Genomic DNA, 22,953 nt, shown 5'->3' on the forward strand with positions numbered 1-22,953 from the left:
AGATAGTGGTTTTTTATGATTAAAATTTCTGTTGTAATGCCTGTTTTTAATTCTGAAAGTTATTTAAAAGAATCTATTGGGAGTATTTTAAGTCAATCATTAAAGGATATTGAAATTATTTGTGTTGATGATGGTTCTACAGATGATTCTTTAAATATTTTAAATAAATATGAGAGTAATAATGAAAATATGAAAGTTATATCTCAAATTAATAAGGGTCCAGGTGGTGCAAGAAATACTGGCCTAAAATATGCTAAAGGGGAATATGTATATTTTATAGATTCTGATGATATTTTAAGGTTAGATTCCGCATTGGAAGAATTATATCGTATTTTAAAGAATAATAATTTAGATTTATTGATTTTCCCGTTATTAAATTATGATAATGATACTAATGAAATATTTGAAACAAAATATTTTAAAATGAAAGATTTATATGATTCTGTTGGCGAGTCTATATTCACTTATAAAGATATATCAGATATTTTGTTTTCCACATGCAATTCAACTTGTTGTAAAGTGTATTCTAAAAACTTTCTTTTAGATAATGATATATCTTTCCCTGAAAACCTTATTTTTGAGGATAATGTTTTTCATTTTCATGTTATGTTAGCTGCTAAAAAAATTTATTTTTATAATAAATATCTTTATCTTAGAAGACATAGGGAACATTCTATAATTACAAGTGCTGATGATAGGTATATGGATTGTCTTGTAATTTATGATATTCTTTTTGATTTATTTAAAGATTATAATATTTTTGATAAATTTAAAGTTGAATTATATAATTATATGGTATTTGGTATTAAATCATGGTTTTTAGATATTGGCGAAATTAATAAGGATGATTTTTTTAAAGATATAAAAAAATATCTTAAAAAGTACAATAGTTCTATGGAAGGATTATTATATATGAATAACAGTAATTTTTTAGAGAATGTTTTAAAAGCAAAATCTTATGATGAATATTTAAGTTTAGTTGAGAAAAAATGATTTTTTAGATATATGATGTTTAGATAATATTTTTGGAGGATATTTATGAAAATTTGTATTATTGGACAAGGCTACATCGGATTGCCAACAGCTGCACTTTTTACTAAAAATCATTGCGAAGTTGTTGGAGTAGATGTTAATGAAAAGGTTGTTGAAACTTTAAATCAGGGAAAAATTCATATTGAAGAACCTGGAATTGGTGAAATAATTAAAAAAGCTGTTGAAAAAGGCGTATATTCTGCTTCAACAACACCTGTAAAAGCTGATGCATTTATAATAACTGTGCCAACACCATACATTGCTGAAAATTACACATGTGATTTAAGTTATGTTATCAGTGCATGTGAATCCATACTTCCTTATTTGGAAAAAGGAAATACTGTAATTGTTGAATCTACAATAGCTCCAATGTCTATGGATGATTATGTTAAACCTATTTTTGAAAAAGCCGGTTACACAATAGGAAAAGACTTATACCTTGCCCATTGCCCTGAGAGAGTCCTTCCAGGAAAAATCATGTATGAATTAGTACATAATGATCGTATTGTAGGTGGAATAACCCCTGAATGCTCAATTAAAGCCAGTGAAGTTTATGGTCAGTTTGTTGAAGGTGCATTAATGAAAACAGAAGCAAAAACTGCAGAATTATCCAAATGTATGGAAAATACTTTTAGAGACGTTAACATTGCACTAGCTAATGAACTTACAAAAATATGTACTAAAATAGGAGTAAATGCATTGGATGTAATTGAAATGGCAAATAAACATCCAAGAGTAAACCTGCACTCACCAGGACCTGGAGTTGGAGGACACTGCCTAGCTATTGACCCTTATTTCATTTATTCAAAAGCACCGGAATATGCAAAAATAATAAAACTAGCCAGAGACACCAACAACTCAATGCCCGAATTTGTATATGAAAATGTTAAAAAAATAACACCAAATGGCAAAATAGCAGTTTTAGGAGTTGCATATAAAGGAAACACTGGTGATGACAGGGAAAGTCCGGCATATGAGATAATAGCTAAATTAAAAGAAGACAACTATGAAATAAGCATCTGTGATCCCCATGTAGCCAATGAAGAATATGTTGATTTAAACCAAGCCACCAAAAATGCGAGCCTTGTTTTAATTTTATGCGACCATGATGAGTTTAAAGACCTTGATTACGATTTAATCAAAGAAAACATGAAAAATCCAATTATATTTGACACCAAAAATATAATAAAAGAAGTACCTGAAGATATTAAGCTTTACAATTATGGAAACTTATATAATATTTTTTGATTGAGTTGAAAAAAATGAAATATAAAGTTAGTATTATAATTCCTGTATATAATGTTGAATTGTATTTAGAAAAATGTTTATTTTCTTTATTTGCTCAGTCATTAGGATTTGAAAATTTAGAGATTATATTGGTTGATGATTGTTCTACAGATAGAAGTAAACAGATTATTAGTGCTTATGATAATGTTTATGAAAATATTAAAGGAGTATTTTTGAATAAAAATTCTGGTGTTGCAGGTAAACCACGTAATGTAGGTATGGAATATGCAACATCTGATTATTTAATTTTTTTAGATCCTGATGATGTTCTTAAAGAAGATGCTTGTGAAATTCTTTTTAATAAAATTGAGGATGAAAATGCAGATATTGTTACTGGTGTGCATTCTATAATTGATAATGATGATGAAGTAATTTTTCCAGGTTTATTAATAAACTCTTTTACTAATCCTCTTGATACTTGGAAAGATAGACAACGAGATTTTGATAATGTTTTTAGGGATGAGATGAAATTTTCATCAATTAAAGATATGGAATATTTTTTAGGAAATTTTGGGTTGTCTAGTAAAATTTTTAGAAGGAAATTTATAGAAAAACATACTATTAAGTTTCCAGAATATATTCCTGGTGAAGATTCTGTTTTTTTATTTAATTCATTAATTAATGCTAGGGGTATTGTTTTTTTAAATAAAATTATTTATGTTTATAATAACTCTCGTAATGATGAAAATAATAATTCTTTAAGTTTTCAAAAAGACTTAAAACGAAATCTTGGTCGATTGGATGCTTATTTAATCATGTTAAATATTAGTAAGGAAAAAGATATGTTATATCCTTTTGTTCAATATCTTTTAAAATCTAAATTAGTCTATTTTACAAACAATTTTTTAGTAGGTAATGATTTAAGTTATGATGAGATGCTTGAAATTTTAAAAAAAGCACAGCCTCTTTTTAGTGAATCTTATGATTTTGATGTTAATGTAACTAATTTCAAATTATTATTTGATTTACTAAATATTAAAAAATATGATGAAGCAATTAAATATATTTCTTCAATTAAAAAGAGCGATAATTCTATAAATAATATTTCTAAAGTTAATAAAAGATTAAAACAGAAAAATATTAAGGTTGCTTTAATCATGGATGCTTTCACATATAATTCGTATAAAGATGAATTTATTCCAATTATTTTAGAGCCTCATAATTGGTTAGAATCTTTTGAAAAAAATCAACCAGATATATTTTTCTGTGAATCTGCTTATCATGGATTTTTTAAAGATGAAATGGTTGATGGAATAGCGGTTGAAAGTAAACATGATGGGCCTTGGTTTAAAAAAATCGGTGTTAATTATAATACTAAAAAAGAGTTTAGAAATGAACTTTTTAAAATATTAGATTATTGTAATAAACATAATATTCCTACTGTTTTTTGGAATAAAGAGGACCCTACATCTTTCAATAATCAAGATTATAATTTTATTGATACTGCATTAAGGTTTGATTATATTTTCACAACATCTGAAGAGTGTATTTCTAAATATAATTCTAGGGGACATTATAATGTTTATCCATTGATGTTTGCATCTAATCTAAAATTATTTAATCCGATTCATAATGAAACTAGAAAAGATGATTTGATTGTATTTGCAGGTAGTTGGTATAAGCAATTTGAAGAAAGATGCAATGTAATGGTCGATTTTTTTGATAAAATATTGGAAAGTAATTTTGATTTAAAAATTTATGATAGAGCTTATGGAAAAAATTGGTCTAATAGAATTTTTCCAAGGAAATATACTAACTATATATATCCTGCAGTTCCATTTAATAAAATGTCTGAAGTGTATAAGGAAAGTAAATTTGGGTTAAATATTAATACTGTTGTAGATTCTTATACTATGTTTGCAAGGAGAATATTTGAATTAATGTCATCAAATACCTTTGTTATTTCAAATTTTTCTAAAGGGATTTATGATATTTTTAAAAATAATGTTATTTATTTAGATAAATTGGATAAATTGGATTTTAATAATTTAGATATAGATAATATTATTGAAGATAATTTATATAATGTTTTGGAGAATCATAATTATACTAAACGTTTCCAATATATATTAGATTCAATAAACTTTGATTATCAAAAGGAATATGCCAATGTTACAATCTTTTATAATTTAACAAAGAGTACTAAAATTGAAGATATTAAGAAACATTTTAGTTCAATTCAATATCCATTTAAAAATTTAATTGTTGTAATTGATAATGAAAGAGGTAATAGGAATATTTACAATAAACTTGAAAAAGAAGATATTTTATTTATTCTAAAAAAAGATTTATTAAGTTTAAAAGATGATTTTAATGATAATGATTTTTTTATTTTTGCAGATGTTTCTGTTAATAAGGATTTTATAAAAAAATCATTATTACATTATCAGTATTTATCTAAAAATTTTGGAATTAGGTTTGATGAATATGATAAATTCATGTTTAGTACTACTAATACTTTGGATAATGTTATATTTAATGGTAATTTATTTGAAAATGTAATTGGCCAGTATTTGAATGATGATTTATTGGTTGATATTTATCTTATTTAATAAATATTTGTTGTGTTATGATTATATTTGCTAAAGGTGATTAAAATTAATAAAAATAATATTAAAATTTCAATTGTTATCCCTATTTATGATAATAATAATTATGTTAAAGATTGTCTGCATAGTTTGTTAAATCAAACATTAAAACAAATTGAAATTGTTTGTATAAATTATTGTTCTGATGATTGGCTAAAATATTTTGCTGGTAAAAATGAACATTTTCAAGTATTTTCTAAAAAAAAGTCTGAAAATATAATAAATATTATTAATGGTGAGTATGTAACATTTATTAATCAAGAGGATTTTTTCATGTTTATTACTTTTGATGCATTATATGATTATGTTTGCATTAATAAATGTGATATGCTTTTTTATCCATCAGGAATTATAACTGAAAATAAAGAAATTTTGCACGATGAATATTTTGAGTATTCTTTATTAAATTCACATAAAAATCAAAAAGATTTTATGGATTATTTGTTTTTTAGTTCTCATGAGATTACTAATATTTTATATAATGTTTCTTTTTTAAAAAAGTTGAATTTATCATTTCCAACGGATATAAGTTTTGATAATGTATATTTCTTTTTTAAAACTTTTTTGAGTTCAAATAGTATTGGTTTTTTTGATAGTATAATGGCATTTAAACGAAAAGAAATGCAACCATATTATATTAAAGAAGATATAAAAAAAGAGGAATATCCTATTTTTGGTAACGATTTTTGCAATTATTTTTTTATAAATAATTATGATTTTTCAAAAATTGTATTTAATAAAAGTTATTTTGATACACTTATTAATATTATTAATTTATTTGACAATTTGTTTTTGTTTAATGTTGTTTCAAGAAATTTACTTAATTATATTTGTTGTTTTGTTAAAAAAAGTTATATTTGTGCCGAAAATAAAAATATAATTTTTAATTTAATTAAACATTTTTTTGATGAAATTAATAATAAACATTATATGGATTTTATTCTAAATTTAGATGTGGAAAATCTAATTTTTTATAGAATGATATTAAAATCCCAAACGAATGGAGAATTTATTTTAAATTATAAAATTCGTGAAGTTAAAATGGATAAATATAGTTTGGAAGTATCAAATGGCAATTTGAAAAATAATATTCAAGAGTTATCCTCTGAATTAAATGGTATAAAGCAAGAAGTTGTTCTTCTTAATAATAAATATAATTCTATCAATAAGGAATATAATTCTTTAAATAAGAAGTATGACTCTATAAGTACTGAGTATAATTCTTTAAATAAGAAGTATGACTCTATAAGTACTGAGTATAATTCTTTAAATAAGGAGTATGACTCTATAAGTACTGAGTATAATTTTTTAAATAAGGAGTATAATTCTATCAAAAAAGATTTAATTGCTTTAAGAGGTAGGAACAGATATTTATCCTTAAAAAATAAAAAGTTATTTGAAGAAAATAAAGAATTGGAAGAAGAGATAAAATTGAAGATAACTAATTCAAAAAGTTCTTGGAAAAAGTTGATTAATAAATTTAAGAGTTAATTAGTTATCTGTAATTTTTAATATTTTTTAATGAAAATTGTTTTGGAGGATAATTTTTTGCATAAAAGTTCATTTCAATCAATGGAAAAATTTAAGAATGATTATTTAAACCCAGAAAAACCCTTAAATATTTTGGACATCGGATCTTATGATGCTAGTGATACTTCTTATAATTACGGCAGATTTTTAAGAGAAGATAACTGGAAATATCAGGGTATGGATATTCAGAAAGGTCCTAACATAGACATTGTTGTTTCAGATATTTATAATTGGATTGAAATTGAAGATAATTCTTTTGATGTTGTTGTTTCTGGTCAGGCTTTTGAACATATGGAATTCTTTTGGAAAGCTATAAAAGAAATTGAAAGAATCTTAAAACCTGGAGGATTATGTTGTATTATTGCTCCTAGTGCAGGGCCGGTTCACAAAAATCCTTATGACTGTTTCAGATTCACTGATGATGGTATGAAACAGGTAGCTAATTATGTAGGATTGCAAATATTGGAATGCTATGTTAATGATGATGAAATTTCTTATCCGTGGTATGATTGTGTTTTAATAGCTAGAAAACAGTATGGTGTTAATAATAATCTAGAAAAAAGAATGGATAATCTTGAAAATAAATTAGATTTAATTTTAAAAAAAATTAATGAATAAGTTAATTTTCTTTCATTGTTAGTTAATTAAGGAGGTTTCTTTTTGGTTTTTACAGTTGGTGTTTTTGGATCATGTGTGTCAAGGGATTTATTTAATTCACAAATTGTTCCAAATTATAAAACTTTTTTTCAAATAATTTCTTATTCACAAAGAACATCTATCATTAGTTTGATGCAAAATAACATAAAATTTGATGAAAAGGACATAATATTTGAAAATGATTACAATGATTCTATTAGGTATGATTTAAGTAAATGTTGGCTTTCTGAAATAGCAAATAATCCTCCAGATTATATTATTATGGATGTTATTTATGAATTGATTTTTGGAATTTTAATTTTAGATGATGGAAATATTATTACAAATAATTATTGGGATTTACCAAAAACTAAGTTTTATGAAACTATCAAAGACAAATCAACTGCATTGACAATAATTGAGGATTCAAAAACTTATTTCAAATTATATGAAGAAAGTATAGATTTATTTTTTAATTTTTTAAAAAATAATTGTCAATCTTCAAAGATTATTTTGAATTCTGCAAGATATGCAACAAAAATATTAAAAAAAGACAAGACAATTGTTGATGAAAGTGGAAATAGTTATTTGTTAAATGTTAATAGTTATATTGAAGATTTGGAGTTATACATAGAAAATAATTATGATGTTGAAATTATGTATTTTGGTAGAGATTATTTAGCTGATGAATCTCATATTTGGGGTTCTGGTAGAACACATTATGAAAAGTCTTATTATTCAGATAAATTTAATCAGCTTAAACATATTGTTGAATTTGATAATATTTCAAAAAATTATCAATTTTTGGCAGATAAGAATTTAAATTATGAAAAAGAAATTGAGCATTTACTTTTCCAACAGAAAATTTTAAAAGAAAAATTAATTAAAATACATGATCAAAAAAAGTTTTATTGTAAAAATAATGGTGTTTTAAGAAAAGAAAATATGTTTTTAAAGAAAAAATTAGAAGAAAACTTATAATTTTAATATTTTTTAATGTAATTAGATAATGTTTTTATAGCTAAAAAACAAAATAATTGTAATAGATATAATTTATATCAAAGGTCGAATAAAATTGGTATAATTTAGTCTTAATTTTAGAGAGAATTAATTGGTGATAACATGCATAAGTCTAGTCATGATAAAATGAGTTGGTTTAAAAATACTTATCTTAATGATAATGATTTTTTAGATATATTGGATGTTGGTTCTTTAGATACAAGTGGTACTAATTATAATTATAAATCTATTTTTAATAGTTCTAATTGGACTTATCAGGGTTTAGATTTTGAAAAAGGGGCTAATGTGGATATTGTTGTTGATGATATTTACAATTGGTATGAAGTTGAAGACAATAGCTATGATGTTGTTGTTTCAGGTCAATTTTTTGAACATTTAGGTTTCTTCTGGCTTACAATGGCTGAAATTGACAGAGTTTTAAGGCCTGGTGGTTTTTGCTGTATTATTGCTCCTAGTGGAGGACCTAAACATGGTGATGCAGATACTGACTGCTATCGTTTTTATGAAGATGGTATGAGGGCATTAGCTAAATATGTTGATTTTGAAGTTATTCATGTTTCTACAAATGCTGATGCTAAACCTTGGTGTGATACATGTCTTGTTGCTAAAAAAACAGGTTCTTTAGTAAATAGTGGAGATAATTTAGAAAGAAGAATGAATAATCTTGAAAATAAATTAGATGCGATTCTAAATTCAATTAAAAAATAATTATTGTGGTTTTTATGGAGTCAGTTAGTAATATTGATCAAATTGGGAATTTAAAGCAAAATAATTTTATTGGTAGACCAGAATTTGTTAATTCCAATGTTACTTTTAGAGGTAAAGGTAATTTATTTTATTGTGAACGTGAGGTTAAGTTAGTTAATGCAAATATACGTTTTGAAGGTAATAATTCGTTAGTTTATTTATCTTCCACTCCTAATTCACAATATCCTTTGAATTTACAGGTTTATCATGATTCAGTTGTCTTTTTTGGTCGTGATAATAATATGACTGCTCCTTTAAACATCAATGTTCAGGAACATCAGAATTTAGTTATTGGTGATGATTGTAATATTGGTAGTGGTACAAATATTAGAACTTCTTTTGCTTATCCGATATATTTATCCAAAACTAAAGAAAGGATTAATTTTCCGGGTTCTGTTCTTATTGGGGATCATGTGTGGTTAGGTCATTTGGCTTATATATCTTCAGGAGTTGTTTTAGGTTCTGGTTCTATTGTAGATAATAATGCATTTGTCCCTCCTAACTGTAAAGGATTGTCTAATTCTTTTTTGAGCGGTAATCCTGTACAAATTATTCAAGAAAATGTTTTTTTTACTAAAGATTATTTAGGTGCTTTCAGTGAATCAGAGTCTGAAAGTGTTAATAGTTATGTAAGTGATGTTTTTATTTATAATGTCATTCCAAATGAATCACTTTACTTTCCTAAAATTGACGAAACATTAAAATGTTTGAATGTTGATGATTCTCTGGATTTTATTCAGAAATTATTTGTCCAAAATAAAAGAAAAAATAGATTTGCAATAAAATAAGGATTTGAAGGTTATTTTTAACCTATATATCCTTGATTTGCAGGTCTTAGGCTTGTAATAATTTCAGCAGCTATTTTTGAAGAATAATCATTTTTATTATCATAGTTCAGTATCCACATACGATAATTTGTATTATCTTTTTCAAAGAATAATTGTGTTGAATTAGTATAATTTGTTTCACGATAGGTTACATATACATTAATATCATCTATTTTTTGAGTTTCATTGCCTACTGTAAAATTATCTTTTAGAGCTTTTTGGAAATAGGTTTTAATTGAAACATTGTCATTTAAATGAGTTATATTTATAGTTATATTGTTACTTTTATCGTAGAGGCTTATTGTATTTTTACTTTCATTAGTAATATTGAAATTGTCAGGCAAATCAAACTTGGCACCTTCGAATTCTATTTTGTTTGAATTAAAATCAAAACCATTGTAATTGTATAAATTGACCTCTACCATTAATAAAATCAGTATAATTAATAATAAATATAGTTTTTTCATAATTCTCACCATCAAAAGCTTTATTATCTTTGGTAGATATATTATTATATTAATGGTTATATCTGATATATTTTTGGGATTATTTTTTAAAATAGTGGGGGGCTATAAAAATTCATGATAAATTTTTATTTTCTGTTATAATTGCAGCACATAACTCTGATTTGTATTTAAAAAAAGCATTTGATTCTGTTATTAGTCAAAGTTTGGATTTTGAAAAAAATATTCAAATTATTGTAGTTAATGATGGAAGTACGGATAATACAGAAGAAATGTGTTTGAAATATAGGGTTAGATATCCTCAAAATATTAAGTATATATCAACTAAAGATTGTTTTGGCCCAGCACATGCTAGAAATCAGGGATTAAAAGAAGCACAAGGAAAATATATTAATTTTTTAGACAGTGATGATTATATAAGCCATAATACATTTAAAGATGTTTATAATTTCTTTGAAAAACATTATTCAGAAATTGATGTTGTTTCAATTCCAATATATTATTTTGGATCACAAAAAGGTAATCACCCTTTAAATTTTAAATTTAAAAAAACAGAAGTTGTTGATTTATTGAAACAACCGGAATTTATTCAATTATCCGGACCTTCTTCATTTTTTAAAGCAGAAGCTATTGAAAATATTAAATTTAATGATAAATTACAAACTGCTGAAGATGCATTTTTTGTTAATCAGGTTCTTTTAAATAAACTAAAATTAGGGCTTGTTAAAAGCGGATCTTATTTTTATAGAAAATTTGAAGCTAAAAATTCTCTTCTTGATTATTCAAGTAAAACTAAAGAGTACTATATTTCTAGAATTAAACAGTTTCATTTTAAATTAATTGAATGTTCTAAAAGAGATTATGGTGAAGTTTTAAAGTTTATTCAATATGTATTGATGTATGATTTGCAATGGCTTTTCAAAATTAAAAAAATTGACCATATTTTAAGTTATGATGAAATTTATGAACTTTACATCAATCTGATTTTTATTTTGCAAAATATTGATGATGATGTGATATATAATCAAAAAAATATTCAAAATCAGCTTAAAACACATATATTCTTTTTAAAATATTTAGGTAATGATTATTTAGCTAATTGTGATTGTAAATATAGAAAACAAGTTTATAATGATATTCTTGATAAGTTATCATTAAATCAGGTGTTCATTGATATTTTTGAGATACAAAATAATGTTATTTATGTTTCAGGATTTATTACTACATTTTTCAATAAAAAAGATAAGGTTTTTGCCTTTGTTAATGATAAGATTTTTGAAACTAAAGAGTTGAAATATCCACAAAGAGATAGGTTTTCTCTAAATTTTGAATATGCCTACAATAATGATTTTGAGCTTTTTATTCCAATTACTTCAAAAAATCTTAAAATCCAATTTAAAACGGATGTTAATGATTTTAAAGATCTTGAAATAAAATTTAATAGGCCTTGCAGACTTTCAAATACCTCTAAATATTCACTTTCAAAAAATCACATTGCTAAGGTTAAAGGAAGTGTAATAACTGTCAAACCAAAAAATTGGGTAAGAATATTGAAAAATGAGATTTCAACTATTTACACAATGTTGCATGAAACTAATCAGGGCTGGAGAACTGGTGTGATATTTAGAATTGTTTATTTTATTTTATATCCGTTTTTATCATCTAGAAGAATTTGGATTTTTATGGATTTGCCTTATTTGGCTGATGATAATGGTATTAATCTTTTTAAATATGCTGTTGGTATAAATGATGGTATTGAAAAGGTTTTTGTTTTAAATAAAGATAATTTTGCATTTGATGAAGTTTCTCAAATTGGAAAAACCATTGAATACGGTTCTATTAAACATAGGATATATGCTTTATTTGCAGAAAAGGTCATATCCTCCCATCCGGATAATGGTTTAGTATATCCATTTTGGGGTAATTATCCTTTTTTATCAGGTCTTGTTAAATTTAGGCTTGTATTTTTACAGCATGGTATTACAAAGGATAATATTTCAATGTGGCTTAATAAAGCGGATAAAAACATTTCATTAATTGTAACGGCATCAAAACTGGAATTGCAATCATTTTTTAAGTATCCTTATAACTATCATAAAGATGTTCCTCAGTTATTGGGGTTTCCTAGATATGATGCTCTTGAAAAAAAGGAAGATTATAAAGAAATTGTAATTATGCCTTCCTGGAGGAGGCATTTCCATCATTCAACTAAAGAAAAAATATTAAAATCAAATTACTTCAAAATATACAATACTTTAATTAATGATTCTCGTTTAATTGATTTTTGTAGAGAACATGGTTATAAATTGATTTTTAAACCGCATCCAAATGTTTACAGATTCATTGAATTATTTGAAACTAATGATTATGTAACAATTGATTCAACTTCCAATAGTTATAATAATATTTTCACACATGCTTCTTTAGTAATAACAGATTATTCTTCAATAGCTTTTGATTTTGCTTATTTAAAAAAGCCAGTTATTTATTATCATTATGCTCAGGATTATCATTTTGATATTGAAGAGAGCTATTTTGATTATAAAACAATGGGTTTTGGAGAAGTTGTTGATAATCATGAAGAATTAATTGATTTGATAATGGAATATATTGAAAATGAATGTGAAATGAAAAATCAGTATATTAAAAGAGTCGATGATTTCTTTGAGTTTAGTGATAAAAATAATTGTAAAAGAGTCTATGAGGCTATTAAAAAGATGGATTATGAGTAACTGGATAATGAAATTAAAAAATCAGTTTTTACTGTTTATATTAAAATCGTTAACTTTATATACTTTAAAAAACACATTTTTTAATAACTACTTTTGTTATGTGTGATGCGGGGGTGGTCGAGTGGTCAAAGGCGATAGGTTGAGGGCCTATTGGGTTAGTCCCTTCGCGGGTTCAAGTCCCGTCTCCCGCACTTTAATTAATAAACTATTTTTCTGATTATTATGTCTAATAAATACTTAAATGCAATTTCTTCATTAGATAATAATGTTTTTATAGATATTGAGGTTTCTCCAAATTCCAATAAATTTCAAATTTCAGGATTTAACGAATGGAGAAACAGATTTGAAATACGTATTAAGCAAGTTCCTCAAAAAGGCAAGGCCAATAAGGAAATTGTAAAAGAATTATCTAAAATATTTAATTGTGATGTTAGTATTTCAAAAGGTGAGAAATCTTCTCAAAAAACAATTGTCTGTTATAATGTCAGTATTGATGATATATTGGAAAAATTAAGTGAAATTTTATAAATGTAAAAAATAATTAACTATTTAACCAATTAAAACATAAGTTATTATTAATTAAATTAAGAGGGTGATAATTAGATGAAAGCAGTAATTCCGGCAGCTGGTTTTGGGACTAGGTTTTTGCCAGCTACTAAAGCACAACCTAAAGAAATGTTGCCTGTTTTTGATAAACCTACTATTCAGTATGTTATTGAGGAAGCTGTAGCTTCAGGTATTGATGATATTTTAATTGTAACTGGTAAAAATAAACGTTCTATTGAAGATCATTTTGATAAATCATTTGAATTGGAGTATACTTTAAAGCAGGCTGGTAAGACTAAATATTTAAAACAGGTTCAGGATATCACTGATTTGGCCGATATTTGTTATATTCGTCAAAAAGAGCAAAAAGGATTAGGTGATGCAATTTATTGTGCCAAAAAACATGTGGGAGAGGAACCTTTTGCAGTAATGCTTGGAGATACAATAACGAAAGGAAAAACTCCATGTACAAAACAGTTAATAGATATTTACAACAAATACGAAGCATCAGCTATTTCTCTTGAAAAGGTACCTCAGGAAAAAGTGGAAAGATACGGTATAATTAAAGGAGAAGAAATAGAAACAGATGTTTATCAGATTGATGAACTTGTTGAAAAACCACCAGTTGATCAGGCACCGTCTAACTTAGCTATTATGGGAAGATATGTACTCACTCCAGACATTTTCGATAAAATCAAAGAAACCGGAGCTGGAGTTGGAGGAGAAATTCAGCTTACTGATGCGCTGGCTAAATTAGATAAAATTTATGGAAATACCTTTGAAGGAAAAACCTATGATATAGGAAATCGTTTAGAATGGTTGAAAACATCTATAGAATTTGCAATGGATGATGAAGAATCTAAAAACGATTTAATCAGTTATATGAAAGATATTATAGCTTCAAATTAAATATTTCCTATAACTTCTTTTTTTTAAACTTAATTTTACCACAACATTTATATATTTTTGTGTATAAATTATGCTTTATATGTAAATATAATATATTTAGTATGAGTTGATTTATATGCTTAAAAAAATGGATAAAATGGGTTATGGTGAAGATATGAATTATCAGATAGTGAATGCTATCAAAAAAATGAAGAGTCATAATGATAAATTATTTTATGAACAGTTATATCTCAGAAAAGATCCAGTAAAATACAATGAATTTAAGGATTGGTGTATTGAAAGAGGATATTTGAAAGATTTGTATAAAAAAGAGTAATGAATGTCTTGAAGTGGCTACAGATTGTAGCCAGTTGAAAATGCCTGCACCTGATGGTAAATTAAGATTAGCTATCGAACAGTTACTTTGTATTGGTTATAGGGAATTAGAAATAAGAAAAATATTAGGGTTTCATCATTAAATCCATAATGCTGAAAGCTTCATTTTCTTTTTTAACACTTGGTCCGTTTAATCCGCCTAATGCATTTTTTGCAAATTCTTTGTTAAGTCTTTTAGAAACTTCACCAAAAATCATTTTATAAGCTACACATTGTGGATCAACAGCTTTTGGAGTTTTACTGGCTACAATGGCATTATATGGACATCCGCCTTCACAATATTTGACATATCTGCATTTAGCACAGTTTTCATCAACATATTCTCTAAATTCCTGAAGTTTTGCCCATGCATCAGACTCTTTTAGCTTATCAAAACTTGGATTTTCTTTGACATTGCCTAAAATATATTCATCCATTCCTACAAATCTGTAGCATGGATAAATTGAACCATCTGCACCAACAGCTAATGTTGTACCTATACAATCTGCAAAGGTACATAATGTTCCTCTTCTTCTGAATGTACTTTTAGCAATATGATCCAAATCCATTACACTGAATTTATCTAAATCGTAAAGATACTTATCCAGCCAGTTAATTAAAAGTTTTCCATGTTCTTCCTGATCAAGAGCCCATGGATCAGCATTATCTCCACGTAGTGACGGAAGTGCTGCATGTATTTTTAAATTCATCCCATTTGATTTGAAAAAGTCATATAACTCATCACTATAGTCTTTAGAATATTGAGTTACTGTTAAAACAAAGTTAATGTTTAATCCTTTTTCTTTTGCTCTTTCATATCCTGACATGGTTTTTTCAAAATAACCTTCTGCTCTTTGATAATCATTAATTTCTTCAGGTCCGTCAATACTGGTACTTACAACAACATTGTACTTTAAAAATAAATCAATTAACTCATCTGAAAGTAACCAAATATTACTTTGAAGGGAAAAGCCTTCTACATTATCTATTTTGGATAATTTTTCTAAAGCTTGTGCATAGAAATCATAGCCTGCAAGAAGGGGTTCTCCTCCATGGAATGTAAAATGAACTTTATCATCTCTAAAATCCTTTAACCAGGTGATAATATCATCAATTACACTAATGTCCATTATTTCTTTTGTTGATTCGGAACCCCAACAGTATTTGCAGTTACATTGGCAACCTAAAGTAGGGATTATCATTACATGAAAAGTCATTTTATCCGTAGTATTTGTTTAATTCTTTTAAAAGTTCTTTTTTCTCATCTTCATCCATACTGTCATTTACAAAGAAAATATATCCGCAATCTTCACATTTTACAGTGTCTAACTCTGCATGTGCTCTGTGATTGTCTAACATTTTTCTATGTATATGTTTATCTTTTGAACCGCATTTTGGGCATGGAGCCAATATTTCTTCGAGTTTCATATTTATCACTTTTTATTTTATTATTTAAAAAAATTTCTGATATATTTTCATACCGATAGTTTTTACAAATAACACTTTAAATCCAAAGAAATGACCTTCAAATTCTTTTTTAACTTTGTCAAGTTCTTTTGGAATATCCAGGTGTTGGGGACATTTTCTTAAACATTTTCCGCATCCGTTACATAAACCGGCATTTGATTTGTTTATCATAATCCCTCCTACAGTCAAATAATAGTCGATTAAGCTTTGATTTAAAAGGCTTTTCTGATTAAACAAATATTTTTCATTATATATTTTCATACATTCAGGAATATTTACTCCCTTGGGGCATGGCAGGCAATATCCGCAGCTTGTACAGTTAATCTGAAGCAGTTCCTTTAATGCTCTTTTTGCATAATCAATTGTTTCCAATTCTTCCAGAGTCATGGAATGAGGTTCAGCACGGTTTCCGACAGCTATATTTTCATCAATTTGAGATAATGTATTCATTCCTGAAAATACACAGGTTATTTCAGGATGATTTAAAATCCAGGATAAGCTCCACTCAGCATTTGTTTTAGAGGGGTTAGCTTTTTTGAATATGTCTTCAACTTCAGCAGGCATTTTTCCAGCTAAAATTCCACCTTTTAAAGGTTCCATTACAAAAATTCCCATTCCTTTTGATGCTGCATGGTGAATGCCTTCAATATCTGCCTGTACATTATTATCAAAGTAGTTGTACTGAATCATTACAATATCCCAGTCATATGCATCAAGCAATAATGGAAATTCTTCAGTAGTGCCGTGATATGAAAAACCGACATATTTTATTTTGCCTTCCTGCTTTGCTTTTGACAGGAATTTTAAAACATCTTTTTTAAGTAAACGGTTCATAGCTTTTAAATCAACATTGTGGAGGAAGTAATAGTCAATGCAATCAGTTTGCAGTCTTTCCAGCTGTTCATTTAATATTTTTTCCATATCTTCGTATTTTTTAATGTTTATTGCAGGTAATTTTGTAGAAATTTTAACTTTATTTCTGTATTCTCCTTTTAGAGCTTTTCCAAGGACTTTTTCACTTTCTCCATTATTATAGATTGCTGCAGTATCAATAATGTTTATTCCATTGTCTATTGCATGGTGTATTAACTTTTCAGATTCTGCATAGTTGATTTTACCGTTTTTTGAAGGTAATCTCATAGCTCCAAGTCCTATTGGTGAGAGTTTTTCCCCGGTTTTTTTGATAATCCTCTTTTCCATAATTAATTATTAATAAACTTTAAATTATTTAAATGATATATATAAATTGTATGAAACTGACAATTATTGGAACCGGCTATGTAGGTCTTGTTACCGGAACCTGTTTTGCAGAAATGGGAAATAATGTTTACTGTGTTGATAATAATCTGGAAAAAATAGCTAATTTAAAAAATAATATATTGCCGATTTATGAACCTAATTTAGCATCATTAGTTAAATCTAATCAGGAAAAGGGAGATTTGATTTTTACTGGTGATTTAAAAGAGGCTTTAGACAGTTCCAATGTTATTTTTATAGCTGTTGGAACTCCTGAAAAAGAGGACGGCAGTGTTAACTTAGATTATGTTTATAATGTAGCTTTAGAAATAGCTGAAGTTATTAGTCATGATTCATTAATTGTTATTAAATCCACTGTTCCTGTAGGTACTGCTTTTAAGGTTAAGGAGTTAATTGAATCTAATTTGGATAAAGACATTAAAATTGACATAGCCAGCAATCCTGAATTTTTAAAGGAAGGTGTAGCTATTGATGATTGCATGCATCCTGACCGTGTTATTATTGGAGCTCAAAATGATGAAGTTTTTGATACTTTAAAAGAGTTATATTCATCATTTATTGTTAATAGTGACAGATTTGTTTTAATGGATGTTAAAAGTGCTGAAATGAGCAAATATGTAGCTAATGCTCTTCTCGCCACTAAAATATCTTTCATGAATGAAATAGCTAATATCTGCGAGAAAGTTGGTGCAAATGTTAAGAATGTTCGTTTAGGTATTGGCAGCGATAAAAGAATTGGTTATGACTTTATTTATGCAGGATGCGGTTATGGGGGAAGCTGTTTTCCTAAAGATGTAAAAGGATTAATTAACACTGCTGCTGATAATGGTTATGAACCTAAGATTTTGGCTAATGTTGATGAGGTCAATGAAAATCAAAAGCTTGTTTTAGTAAATAAGATTGTTGACAAGTTTGGAGAGGATTTATCAGGTCTTACTTTTGCTATTTGGGGGCTTTCCTTTAAACCTCAAACTGATGATGTAAGGTGTGCACCTTCTTTAGTAATAGCTTCTGAAATTATTGAAAGGGGCGGAAAAATACAGGCATATGATCCGAAAGCTATTGATAATTTCCAACAGAACTTTGATTCTGAAAATATTGTTTATGAAAACTCCAAATATGATGTTTTAAATGATGCTGATGCTCTTGTTTTAATTACTGAGTGGAAAGAATTCAGAGCTCTTGATTTAGATGAATTAGCTAAAAGATTAAATCAGAAGATTATTTTTGACGGCAGGAATATTTATTCACCTAAAATTAGAAAAGCTGGTTTTGAGTTATATCAGATCGGCTGCTGAAATAATTTTGAAAACTTTTATTAATATTGTTGTCCATAACTAATAAGTAATACTGAGTATTTAAATAAAATCCAAAAAAGTAATACTTTTCTATTTTTTTAAATTATTTTTTCATGAAAAGTAATTCTTCATTGAATGTTAGTAATACTCAATATATAAATAAAACTAAAAAAAGTAATACTTCAGGTGAGAAAACATGTTAATAAAAATAATGGATATCCTTGCAGGACTTAAAATGACAATAGTTTCAGGTGTTTTTCTTTTATGTGCTATTATTTGTATGGTATCTGGAATTGAAAGTCCTATAGATCCGGCATGGGGAGCTGTAATAATTAGCGGAATCCCTTTATTTTATCTGGGTTTAGATAGGTTAATATTTGAAAAATGGGTTTCATCAGCATTATTAATTACAATAGCTATGATAGCTTCACTGGCTATTGGAGAAATATTTGCAGCTGCAGAAGTAGCATGGATAATGGCACTGGGAGCACTTCTTGAAGACTGGACAGTTGAGAGAGCTAAAAAAGGTTTAAAAAACTTAATAGAACTTACTCCTCAAACAGGCAGATTAATTTATGAGAAAAACGGAAAAAAACAGGAAAAAATAATTTCAGTTGATGAAATTAAAATTGATGATGTTTTAAGAGTACTTCCTGGTGAAAAAATTCCGGTTGATGGAGTAGTAATTGATGGAGACAGTTCTATTGACCAATCTGTAATAACTGGTGAATCTCTGCCTGTTGATAAATCAGATGGTGATGAAGTCTTCTGCGGTACTTTAAATATGTATGGTGTACTTGATATTAAAACAACAAGTTTAGGTGAAAATTCATCACTTCAAAAATTAATTGATTTAGTAAAACAGGCTGATGAAAAGCAGGCACCAACTCAAAGAATAGCTGATAAATGGGCAACATGGCTGGTTCCGGTTGCTTTAATAATAGCCGCAGCAGCATGGGTTGCTACAGGAAATATTGAAAGAGGAGTTACAGTTTTAGTCGTATTTTGTCCATGTGCTTTAATATTAGCTACACCAACTGCAGTTATGGCAGCTATTGGCCAGGCTACAAAACATGGAATACTGATTAAATCAGGTGAAGCTCTGGAAAATTTAGGAGAATTAAGTACTATAACTTTTGACAAAACAGGAACATTAACTTATGGTGATTTAAAAGTATCTGATATAATTCCAACAGGTGATTTTACTGAAAATGAAGTTTTAGCTATTGCTTCGGCTGTGGAAAATTTAAGTGAACATCCATTAGCTAAAGCTATTGCAGATAAAGCCAATGATGAACATATTGCAGTTGAAAAAGTAAGTAATTTTAAAATGTATCCAGGCAGAGGAGTTTTTGGAATAAATTCAAAAGGAAAAATTTATGCAGGTAATTTAAATTACATTAAAGAAAACTTTGAAATTTCAGATAAAACTAACACCTACTTGGATAATTTAAACAGTGAAGGTAAAGCAATTATCATTGTAGGATTAAATAATCAGGTTATTGGAATAATTGCATTATCAGATAGTATTCGTGAAGACTCACAGTCTGTGGTTGAAAATTTACATGAGTTAGGTGTTAAAACAGTTCTTTTAACTGGGGATAATGTTAAAACAGCTAATTACTTTGCAAAACAGGTAGGAATTTCAGAAGTTCATGGAAATTTACTGCCTAATGAAAAGCTTCAGTGGGTTGAAAAATTTAAAAAATCAGGAAATAAAGTTTGTATGGTTGGTGATGGTGTTAATGATGCTCCTGCACTTAAGATAGCTAATGTAAGTGTAGCTATGGGTTCAATTGGTAGTGATATAGCTATTGATGCAGCAGATATTGCACTTTTAGGTGATGATATAGAAAAAATACCCTATCTTAAAAGGTTATCTAATTCTACATTATTTACAATTAAGTTTAATATAGTTTTATCAATGATGATTAATGCTATTGCTATTATCTGTTCTGTATTGGGACTGTTAAATCCGGTAACTGGGGCTATTGTTCATAATGCAGGGTCATGTTTAGTTGTTTTAAATGCAGCATTATTATATGACAGAAACTTTGATAAAAATAGGATTCATAGTCACTACCATTATCATGATGACGGTAAACATGCACATTCTCATGAAAATGTAGAAATACTTGGTGAAATTCATACATCTGAAGGTGTTAAACATATTCATTCTCACAGACATTCTTTAAAATTAAAATCTCATTGTTCAAAATTATGACTTTTTAATTTTTGTTTTTCACCTTTTATTTTTTTATTTAACTGTTATTTTAAAATTATTTCATTTTTAAATTATATTTTTTGAATGGTTTTTAATTTTGGATTTGTTATGATAAATCATTATATTTATAAACATTATTTTACAGATATAATATTAATTTTTATAATAATATTTAGGTGTTTTCATGTTAACCTCAGTACAAAAAGAAATTTTACAAACATTGATTAATTTGTACCAATCTGCTAATGGTAAATCTATTAAGGGGGAAGACATTGCTGAAATTATGAGTAGAAATCCGGGAACAATTCGTAATCAGATGCAGTCTCTTAGAAGTTTAGGTTTAGTTAAAGGAGTACCAGGACCTCGTGGTGGTTATAAACCTACTGTTGAAGCATATCATTCTTTAAACATTTCAGTTACTGATAAGGATTTTAATGTACCTATTTATAAAGGTGGAGAAAAATTAAAAGATATTTCCGTTGCTAAAATTGAATTTACCAGTATTCCACAGCCTGGTGAATGTGAGGCAGCTATTAAAGTTTTAGGAAACATTAAGGATTTAAATTTAGGAGATACTATCAGAATAGGTCCTACACCAGTTAATAATTTAGGAGTAATGGGCAAAATTGTAGGCAGGGATGATATGGACAATATTTTACTTGTAGATACCACTACAATCAGAAGCATTCCTAAAAATACTGTAGGTGATATAGCTAGTCGCAATGTTGTATCTTTAAAAGTCAATTCTACTTTAAAAGAAGCTGCAAAAGTTTTTGCTTTTAATGATATTAAAGGAGCTCCTGTAATGAAAGATGGTAAAGCAATAGGAGTATTTACTGTAACTGACTTTGTTCGAGCAATAGCTGATGATAAAGAGGATTTGCTTGTTGGAGATTTGATGACTACAAATATTGTAATTGTTAATGAAGACATGAGAATAGCTAATGCTATTGAAATAATGCTTAAAAAAGCAATTAGTAGGGTGCTTATTGCTGATAAAGATAATAATTTACTTGGAATTGTTACAAGAACAGATTTAATTAATTCTATAACTAATTTAAGTCAATTCCCTATTATTACCCAATAATTATTTTTTTACAAGTGATTTAATGAAAGTAAATCAAATAGATATTTCCAAAGATATGAAAGTAAGTGATTTAATAGCTCAATTTGAAGCATCTGATGTTTTAGGTGCTGGCAGAGTTGCAAGAGCTACTGATATTCTAGCTAATATGATTAAAGATGAAGATACAAATGTGTTTATGAGCCTTGGAGGTCCATTAATTCCAGGTGGAATGAGAAATATTGTTTCTCAAATGATAAGGGAAGGTCATGTAGATTTGATTGTATCAAGTGGAGCTAATCTTACTCATGATTTACTTGAAGCATTTGGTGGTGCTCATTACAGAGATGAAGGAAAAGATGATGAGGAACTTAATGCTGAAGGAATTGGTAGGATAGCTGATATTAATGTAGGATCTAATGATTTTGAAGTCTTTGAAAAAGAAATAATTAAATTATTTGAAATAATATCTGCTAAAAAACCGGTAATATCTATTCAGGAATTGATTTATGAAATTGGAATGTTAATTGATGATGAAAATTCTTTTATAGCTACTGCAGCTAGAAACAATGTTCCGATTTTTGCTCCGGGTATTATTGATTGTATGATTGGTCTGCAGCTATGGATTTTTTCACAGGACCATGATTTTACAATAAGTGCTGCAGGAGACATGCCTTATTTATCAGATATTGTATTTGGCAGCAAAAAAGTAGGTGGAATCTTACTTGGAGGGGGCCTTACAAAACACTATACTTTAGCTTCAAACATTTTAAATGGTGGTCTTGATTGTGCAATTCAAATAACAATGGATAGACCGGAAGCAGGTAGTTTAGGTGGAGCTCCACTAGAAGAAGCTAAATCCTGGTCAAAAGCAAAATGCGGATCTAATTTAGCTACTGTTGTTGGGGATGTTACAATTATATTTCCATTAATCTATGCAGCAGCATTAGATAAAATTTAATTTTCTTTTTT

Annotated in this window: 21 protein-coding genes and 1 tRNA gene; 18 read left to right on the top strand and 4 right to left on the bottom strand. The window is 27.3% G+C overall.

Going from position 1 to position 22,953, the window contains the following annotated elements; genetic code table 11:
- Positions 1–15 precede the first annotated feature (15 nt).
- From K4897_RS08860 to K4897_RS08895, 8 genes are all read left to right on the top strand, one after another.
- A complete protein-coding gene (locus tag K4897_RS08860) occupies positions 16–993 on the top strand; it encodes a glycosyltransferase family 2 protein (RefSeq protein WP_019267061.1) in 978 nt (325 codons plus the stop codon).
- A gap of 45 nt (positions 994–1,038) precedes the next feature.
- Positions 1,039–2,280, top strand: a complete 1,242-nt coding sequence (locus K4897_RS08865; RefSeq protein ID WP_250416105.1) for a nucleotide sugar dehydrogenase — start codon at positions 1,039–1,041, stop codon at positions 2,278–2,280.
- A 14-nt stretch (positions 2,281–2,294) separates the two neighbouring features.
- Positions 2,295–4,871, top strand: a complete 2,577-nt coding sequence (locus tag K4897_RS08870; protein WP_019267063.1) for a glycosyltransferase — start codon at positions 2,295–2,297, stop codon at positions 4,869–4,871.
- 36 nt (positions 4,872–4,907) lie between these two features.
- Entirely contained in the window at positions 4,908–6,398 is a 1,491-nt protein-coding gene (locus K4897_RS08875) for a glycosyltransferase (RefSeq protein WP_176607317.1), read from the top strand.
- Between the two features lie 57 nt (positions 6,399–6,455).
- Positions 6,456–7,055: a class I SAM-dependent methyltransferase gene (locus K4897_RS08880; RefSeq protein WP_019267312.1), complete on the top strand. Its 600-nt coding sequence runs from the start codon at positions 6,456–6,458 to the stop codon at positions 7,053–7,055.
- Between the two features lie 42 nt (positions 7,056–7,097).
- Positions 7,098–8,054: a DUF6270 domain-containing protein gene (locus K4897_RS08885; RefSeq protein ID WP_019267066.1), complete on the top strand. Its 957-nt coding sequence runs from the start codon at positions 7,098–7,100 to the stop codon at positions 8,052–8,054.
- A gap of 141 nt (positions 8,055–8,195) precedes the next feature.
- Positions 8,196–8,801 (top strand): methyltransferase domain-containing protein, encoded by a 606-nt coding sequence (locus K4897_RS08890; RefSeq protein ID WP_250416107.1) that lies wholly within the window; start codon positions 8,196–8,198, stop codon positions 8,799–8,801.
- Positions 8,802–8,815: 14 nt separating this feature from the next.
- Positions 8,816–9,628, top strand: a complete 813-nt coding sequence (locus K4897_RS08895; RefSeq protein WP_011954623.1) for a DapH/DapD/GlmU-related protein — start codon at positions 8,816–8,818, stop codon at positions 9,626–9,628.
- Positions 9,629–9,645: 17 nt separating this feature from the next.
- Here the strand turns inward: K4897_RS08895 and K4897_RS08900 are convergent, their stop codons facing one another.
- The gene (locus tag K4897_RS08900; RefSeq protein WP_019264446.1) at positions 9,646–10,134 is read right to left on the bottom strand and encodes a hypothetical protein; all 489 of its coding nucleotides are present in this window, start codon (positions 10,132–10,134) and stop codon (positions 9,646–9,648) included.
- Between the two features lie 161 nt (positions 10,135–10,295).
- Here K4897_RS08900 and K4897_RS08905 point away from each other — a divergent pair, with 161 nt between their 5' ends.
- From K4897_RS08905 to K4897_RS09130, 6 genes are all read left to right on the top strand, one after another.
- Positions 10,296–12,863, top strand: coding sequence for a CDP-glycerol glycerophosphotransferase family protein (locus tag K4897_RS08905; RefSeq protein ID WP_250416109.1), 2,568 nt, complete (start codon positions 10,296–10,298; stop codon positions 12,861–12,863).
- A 107-nt stretch (positions 12,864–12,970) separates the two neighbouring features.
- Positions 12,971–13,054, top strand: a tRNA-Leu gene (locus K4897_RS08910).
- 31 nt (positions 13,055–13,085) lie between these two features.
- Positions 13,086–13,391 carry a DUF167 family protein gene (locus K4897_RS08915; protein ID WP_250416111.1) on the top strand — a complete coding sequence of 102 codons (306 nt, stop codon included), beginning with the start codon at positions 13,086–13,088 and terminating at the stop codon, positions 13,389–13,391.
- Between the two features lie 75 nt (positions 13,392–13,466).
- Positions 13,467–14,318 (top strand): UTP--glucose-1-phosphate uridylyltransferase GalU, encoded by an 852-nt coding sequence (galU, locus tag K4897_RS08920; protein ID WP_094516554.1) that lies wholly within the window; start codon positions 13,467–13,469, stop codon positions 14,316–14,318.
- Between the two features lie 115 nt (positions 14,319–14,433).
- On the top strand, positions 14,434–14,634 hold the full coding sequence (locus K4897_RS08925) for a hypothetical protein (RefSeq protein ID WP_019264443.1): 201 nt from the start codon (positions 14,434–14,436) through the stop codon (positions 14,632–14,634).
- Positions 14,635–14,647: 13 nt separating this feature from the next.
- Positions 14,648–14,776 carry a hypothetical protein gene (locus tag K4897_RS09130; protein ID WP_256468691.1) on the top strand — a complete coding sequence of 43 codons (129 nt, stop codon included), beginning with the start codon at positions 14,648–14,650 and terminating at the stop codon, positions 14,774–14,776.
- Here the strand turns inward: K4897_RS09130 and K4897_RS08930 are convergent.
- From K4897_RS08930 to K4897_RS08940, 3 genes are read right to left on the bottom strand one after another with little or no spacing between them, the layout of a single operon-like run.
- Positions 14,759–15,889 carry a TIGR04083 family peptide-modifying radical SAM enzyme gene (locus K4897_RS08930; RefSeq protein ID WP_250416113.1) on the bottom strand — a complete coding sequence of 377 codons (1,131 nt, stop codon included), beginning with the start codon at positions 15,887–15,889 and terminating at the stop codon, positions 14,759–14,761. The two genes, K4897_RS09130 and K4897_RS08930, sit on opposite strands and share 18 nt — an antisense overlap.
- 1 nt (position 15,890) lies before the next feature.
- Positions 15,891–16,100, bottom strand: coding sequence for a TIGR04165 family Cys-rich peptide (locus K4897_RS08935; RefSeq protein WP_019264441.1), 210 nt, complete (start codon positions 16,098–16,100; stop codon positions 15,891–15,893).
- 24 nt (positions 16,101–16,124) lie between these two features.
- Positions 16,125–17,339, bottom strand: a complete 1,215-nt coding sequence (locus K4897_RS08940; protein WP_250416115.1) for an aldo/keto reductase — start codon at positions 17,337–17,339, stop codon at positions 16,125–16,127.
- Between the two features lie 50 nt (positions 17,340–17,389).
- On the opposite strand from K4897_RS08940, the gene K4897_RS08945 reads away from it, so the two are divergent.
- The 4 genes from K4897_RS08945 to K4897_RS08960 all read left to right on the top strand — a co-directional run bounded on the left by K4897_RS08945 (position 17,390) and on the right by K4897_RS08960 (position 22,942).
- On the top strand, positions 17,390–18,694 hold the full coding sequence (locus K4897_RS08945; protein ID WP_019268227.1) for a UDP-glucose/GDP-mannose dehydrogenase family protein: 1,305 nt from the start codon (positions 17,390–17,392) through the stop codon (positions 18,692–18,694).
- A gap of 196 nt (positions 18,695–18,890) precedes the next feature.
- Positions 18,891–20,918: a cation-translocating P-type ATPase gene (locus tag K4897_RS08950; RefSeq protein WP_250416116.1), complete on the top strand. Its 2,028-nt coding sequence runs from the start codon at positions 18,891–18,893 to the stop codon at positions 20,916–20,918.
- Positions 20,919–21,102: 184 nt separating this feature from the next.
- Positions 21,103–22,005 (top strand): CBS domain-containing protein, encoded by a 903-nt coding sequence (locus tag K4897_RS08955; RefSeq protein ID WP_019264437.1) that lies wholly within the window; start codon positions 21,103–21,105, stop codon positions 22,003–22,005.
- 22 nt (positions 22,006–22,027) lie between these two features.
- Complete coding sequence (locus tag K4897_RS08960; RefSeq protein ID WP_019264436.1) at positions 22,028–22,942, top strand: deoxyhypusine synthase; 915 nt, start codon at positions 22,028–22,030, stop codon at positions 22,940–22,942.
- Positions 22,943–22,953: the final 11 nt, after the last annotated feature.

The sequence above is a fragment of the Methanobrevibacter sp. TLL-48-HuF1 genome (genome assembly GCF_023617305.1).
Lineage (GTDB): Archaea > Methanobacteriota > Methanobacteria > Methanobacteriales > Methanobacteriaceae > Methanocatella > Methanocatella intestini.

What these genes read in the sequence shown, in the direction of transcription:
- K4897_RS08860 (WP_019267061.1), top strand. Translation starts at nt 16, where the DNA reads ATGATTAAAATTTCTGTTGTAATGCCTGTTTTTAATTCTGAAAGTTAT.
- K4897_RS08865 (WP_250416105.1), top strand. Translation starts at nt 1,039, where the DNA reads ATGAAAATTTGTATTATTGGACAAGGCTACATCGGATTGCCAACAGCT.
- K4897_RS08870 (WP_019267063.1), top strand. Translation starts at nt 2,295, where the DNA reads ATGAAATATAAAGTTAGTATTATAATTCCTGTATATAATGTTGAATTG.
- K4897_RS08890 (WP_250416107.1), top strand. Translation starts at nt 8,196, where the DNA reads ATGCATAAGTCTAGTCATGATAAAATGAGTTGGTTTAAAAATACTTAT.
- K4897_RS08895 (WP_011954623.1), top strand. Translation starts at nt 8,816, where the DNA reads ATGGAGTCAGTTAGTAATATTGATCAAATTGGGAATTTAAAGCAAAAT.
- K4897_RS08900 (WP_019264446.1), bottom strand. Translation starts at nt 10,134, where the DNA reads ATGAAAAAACTATATTTATTATTAATTATACTGATTTTATTAATGGTA.
- K4897_RS08915 (WP_250416111.1), top strand. Translation starts at nt 13,086, where the DNA reads ATGTCTAATAAATACTTAAATGCAATTTCTTCATTAGATAATAATGTT.
- galU (WP_094516554.1), top strand. Translation starts at nt 13,467, where the DNA reads ATGAAAGCAGTAATTCCGGCAGCTGGTTTTGGGACTAGGTTTTTGCCA.
- K4897_RS08925 (WP_019264443.1), top strand. Translation starts at nt 14,434, where the DNA reads ATGCTTAAAAAAATGGATAAAATGGGTTATGGTGAAGATATGAATTAT.
- K4897_RS08930 (WP_250416113.1), bottom strand. Translation starts at nt 15,889, where the DNA reads ATGACTTTTCATGTAATGATAATCCCTACTTTAGGTTGCCAATGTAAC.
- K4897_RS08935 (WP_019264441.1), bottom strand. Translation starts at nt 16,100, where the DNA reads ATGAAACTCGAAGAAATATTGGCTCCATGCCCAAAATGCGGTTCAAAA.
- K4897_RS08940 (WP_250416115.1), bottom strand. Translation starts at nt 17,339, where the DNA reads ATGGAAAAGAGGATTATCAAAAAAACCGGGGAAAAACTCTCACCAATA.
- K4897_RS08945 (WP_019268227.1), top strand. Translation starts at nt 17,390, where the DNA reads ATGAAACTGACAATTATTGGAACCGGCTATGTAGGTCTTGTTACCGGA.
- K4897_RS08950 (WP_250416116.1), top strand. Translation starts at nt 18,891, where the DNA reads ATGTTAATAAAAATAATGGATATCCTTGCAGGACTTAAAATGACAATA.
- K4897_RS08955 (WP_019264437.1), top strand. Translation starts at nt 21,103, where the DNA reads ATGTTAACCTCAGTACAAAAAGAAATTTTACAAACATTGATTAATTTG.
- K4897_RS08960 (WP_019264436.1), top strand. Translation starts at nt 22,028, where the DNA reads ATGAAAGTAAATCAAATAGATATTTCCAAAGATATGAAAGTAAGTGAT.